This window comes from Albidovulum sp., from assembly GCF_049646345.1.
Lineage (GTDB): Bacteria > Pseudomonadota > Alphaproteobacteria > Rhodobacterales > Rhodobacteraceae > Albidovulum.
In genome coordinates, this window is sequence record NZ_JBARVQ010000247.1 from 1 (window position 1) to 4,342 (window position 4,342).

3 protein-coding genes are annotated in these 4,342 nt (G+C 62.1%); all 3 read left to right on the forward strand.

Annotated features, from left to right (window positions below; genetic code table 11):
- Nucleotides 1-2,066 (forward strand): hydantoinase/oxoprolinase family protein (locus tag WBB85_RS05875; protein ID WP_432637699.1); only part of this gene is annotated, 2,066 nt, incomplete at its 5' end.
- Nucleotides 2,063-3,724, forward strand: coding sequence for a hydantoinase B/oxoprolinase family protein (locus WBB85_RS05880; protein WP_432637700.1), 1,662 nt, complete (start codon nucleotides 2,063-2,065; stop codon nucleotides 3,722-3,724). The genes WBB85_RS05875 and WBB85_RS05880, both read left to right, overlap by 4 nt.
- The coding region (locus WBB85_RS05885; protein WP_432637701.1) for an NAD(P)/FAD-dependent oxidoreductase at nucleotides 3,724-4,342 on the forward strand (619 nt) is incomplete at its 3' end. The genes WBB85_RS05880 and WBB85_RS05885, both read left to right, overlap by 1 nt.

The window sequence follows — 4,342 nt, forward strand, 5'->3', positions numbered from 1 at the left end:
CAACAGAAGCAAACCTTGGCGTCGACATCGGCGGAACATTCACGGACGTGGTGCTTGAAGTCGCGGGCGACATGTACTCGACCAAGGTATTGACCACCTATTCGGCCCCGGAGGACGCGATACTCGACGGCCTGGCGCAAGTCTGCACCAAGGCCGGTATGAAACCGGAGTCGCTGACGCGGATCATCCACGGAACGACCTTGGCGACCAACGCGCTGATTGAGCGGCGCGGGGCGAAGACAGCCTTCGTCACCACGGAAGGTTTCCGTGACGTGATCGAGATGCGGACCGAAAGCCGGTTCGAGCAATATGACCTGAACCTGCAATTGCCGCTGCCGCTGATCGCCCGGAACCACCGTTACACGCTACGCGAACGTGTCGATGCCAGTGGCAATGTGCTGATCCCGCTTGAACGGGCCGAGGTCGAGGCGCTGGCGGACCGTCTGACGGGGTATGACAGCATCGCCGTGGGCCTGTTGCACAGTTATCTCAATCCTGACCACGAACGCATGATCCGCGACGTGCTGGCTGAGCGCGCGCCGGGTGTCAGCGTTTCGCTGTCGTCGGAAGTGTCGCCTCAGATGCGGGAATACGAGCGCTTCAACACGACATGCGCCAATGCCTACGTGAAGCCGATGATGGAATCCTATCTCGGCCGTCTGGCGGAACGACTTGCCGGGGCGGGGGCCGTTTGTCCGATTTTTCTGATGCATTCGGGTGGCGGCATCATCTCATTGGAAAGTGCTGCGCAATTTCCTGTCAGGCTTGTCGAAAGCGGTCCCGCCGGGGGCGCAATATTTGCCGCCGATATCGCGCGGCGCCACGGGTTGAGCAACGTCCTGTCCTTCGACATGGGCGGCACCACGGCGAAAATCTGCCTGATCCGCGACGGCGCTCCGAAGACGGCCCGGGTCTTCGAGGTCGCCCGGTCCTATCGGTTCAAGAAGGGATCCGGCATGCCGATTTCGATCCCCGTCATCGACATGGTCGAGATCGGCGCCGGCGGAGGATCGCTGGCACATGTCGATGCGCTGAACCAGATCCGGGTCGGACCCGAAAGCGCCGGATCAGAGCCCGGACCGGCCTGCTACCAGCGCGGCGGCACTCGGCCGGCGGTGACGGATGCCGATCTGATGCTTGGCCGGCTTGATCCCGCAAATTTCGCGGGCGGGTCGATTCCGCTTGATCCTGCCTTGTCGGCTGCGGCGATCAGCGCGCATCTTGGCGAAAAGCTGGAGATGGACAGTCTGACCGCTGCGTTCGGGCTGTCAGAGGTGGTTGATGAAAACATGGCCAATGCCGCCCGTGTTCATGCGGTCGAGAACGGCGAAGATCTGGCCGGCTACACGATGATTGCCTTCGGTGGGGCGGCGCCGCTGCATGCCGGTCGGCTTTGCGAAAAGCTGGGAATCGAGCGGCTGCTGGTGCCGCCGGGCGCGGGCGTGGGATCGGCAATCGGATTCTTGCGGGCCCCGTATTCCTTCGAGGCGACGCGCAGCGTCTACATGCGTCTGGATGCCTTTGACCCGAAAACGGTCAAGATGCTCTTCGCAGAGTTGCGGGCCGAGGCGGAAGGTTTCGTGCGGTCCTGCGATGCCGATGCGACGGTGCTGGCCGACTACAAGGTCTACATGCGCTACGTGGGTCAGGGTTGGGAAATCCCGGTGCAGTTGACCGAGGCCGAGGCACTGGCACCGGATGCCGCCACCTATCTGCGACACTTCGAGGATGCCTATACTACGCTTTTTGGCCGTACCGTTGCGGGCCTCAGCGTGGAAATCACTGTCTGGGCGGTGAATGCGACGACGCCCGTCGCCGACCCGGTTGCAGTGCCCGGCGCGCCATCGGCGCACGACGCCAGTCAAACGGGTCGGCGGCAGATGTTCAGCGCCAGCGACAATGCCTTGGTCGACGCGGGCGTGGCCGAACGCCGGTCCTTCCGGGATGGCGCGCGGATATCCGGCCCCGCTGTCATCACCGAGGACGAAACCACCATCATCCTGCCCAGTGGCTATACGGCCACAGGGCGGGCAGATGGCGTCATCGACATCCGGAGGCAGTCATGAGCAGCGTCGCCAAGCAGATCATGTGGAACCGGCTGATCTCGGTCGTCGAGGAACAGGCGCAGGCCTTGGTGCGCACGGCCTTTTCCACTTCGGTTCGTGAAGCCGGCGACCTGTCGGCAGGTGTCTATGACGAGAAGGGCCGGATGTTGGCACAGGCCGTGACGGGCACACCGGGCCATGTCAACGCGATGGCCGACGCCGTGGCGCATTTCATGCGCGAGATCGGCGTCGGGACCATGGCCGAGGGCGATGTCTATATCACCAACGATCCCTGGATGGGCACCGGCCACCTGCATGACATCACCGTGGTCAGCCCGGCCTTTCACGGGGGGCGGCACGTGGGGTTCTTTGGCTGCACTGCGCATGTCGTTGATGTCGGCGGGCGCGGGTTTGGCGCGGATGGCAATTCGATCTACGAAGAAGGCATTCAAATTCCGATCATGCGGTTCGCGGATGCAGGCAAGGTCGATGAGACTCTGGTCCGGATGCTGCGGGTCAACACGCGTGAACCGGATCAGCTGATCGGAGACATCTATGCGCTTGCGGCCTGCAACGAGATCGGACAGCGGCGGCTGACGGCGATGCTGGAAGAATATGGCGACTCGGATCTAGGCGGCATTGCGGCCTTCATCCTCGAGAATTCGCGTCGGGCGACGCTGGAACGGATTGCCCAGCTGCCACGCGCCTCGGCCAGTGCCTCGATGCAGATCGACGGGTTTTCAGCGCCGGTCGATCTTTGCGTGAAGCTTGAGATCAAGCCTGATCACATCACCTGTGATTTCGGCGGCACGAGCGGGCTTGATCCCAAGGGAATCAACGTGCCGATGGTCTATACCAAAGCCTATGCATGCTACGCGCTCAAATGTGCGATTGCGCCGGATATTCCCAACAACACGGCGTCGCTGGAGCCGTTCCGGGTCACCGCGCCGGAGGGCAGCATCGTGAATGCCAAGCGGCCCGCGCCGGTGGCGTTGCGCCATGTCATCGGCCATCTGATCCCCGACACAGTCTACGGTGCGCTCGACCAAATTCTGCCCGATACGGTTCCTGCGGAAGGCGCGGGGGCGCTTTGCAATTTTCAGGTTTCATTGCGCCCGACCCGTCAAGGAGGCCGTCGCGCTGAGGTTCTGACGTTCAATTCCGGCGGTTCGGGTGCCCGGCCGACGCTGGACGGGCTTTCCGCGACAGCTTTTCCGTCCGGCGTGATGACAATGCCCATAGAAGCCACTGAACATACCGGCCCGGTGATCATCTGGCGCAAGGAGCTGCGCCCGGATTCTGGCGGACCGGGGAGGCATCGCGGTGGTCTTGGGCAATATATGGAAGTTGGCGCGCGCGAGGGTCACGAGTTCGATTTCTCGGCGATGTTCGACCGTGTCCGTCACCCGGCACATGGACGAAATGGTGGGCAGAGCGGAGGGGCTACCGAAGTCTCTCTTGACGACGGCACAACGCTTCCTGGCAAAGGGCGGAGCCGTATCGCTGAAGGCGCGAGGGTAATGTTGGCATTCCCCGGCGGCGGTGGCTATGGCGCTGCGGCGGATCGGGACCGCGCGGCCGTGATCCGGGATGTTCGGCTGGGCTATGTCTCGGTGGATGCGGCCCGGCGCGATTATGGCTTGAGTGATGCGGAACTCGCCGAGGCTCTGAGGGACTGATGGTGACCGGCGGCACAGCGGCACACGAAAGCTATGATGTCGTCATTATCGGCGGCGCGATGATCGGCTCGTCTATCGCCTGGTGGACCGCCCGGAACCCTGATTTCACCGGTCGCATTTTGGTGGTAGAGCGCGATCCCAGCTATCAATTCGCATCCACGACACATACGAATTCCTGTATCCGGCAGCAGTTCGGGTCCGAAATCAATATCAAGATATCGCAGTTCGGCGTAGAATTTATAAAGTCTTTCAAAGACTTCATGGATGACCCTGAAGCACCGAAGATTCGCCTGCATGATTTCGGGTATCTCTACCTTGCCGACACGCCCGCCTTTGCCGATGTGCTGACCGCGAACCAGAAAACTCAAGCGGCGCTTGGAGCGGGCACGCGGATCATGACACCCGATGAAATTGCGCGGGAGTGGCCATTCTATGACCTCGACGGCATTCTGCTTGGGTCGCACAATCCGCTGAACGAAGGCTATTTTGACGGCGGCACGATTTTCGACTGGTTTCGCAAGAAGGCGCGCGCGCTTGGCGTGGAATATATCCACAACGAAGTGACCGGCATTGACCGCGAGGGCGGGCGCGTCACCGGTGTGACGCTCGGCTCTGGAG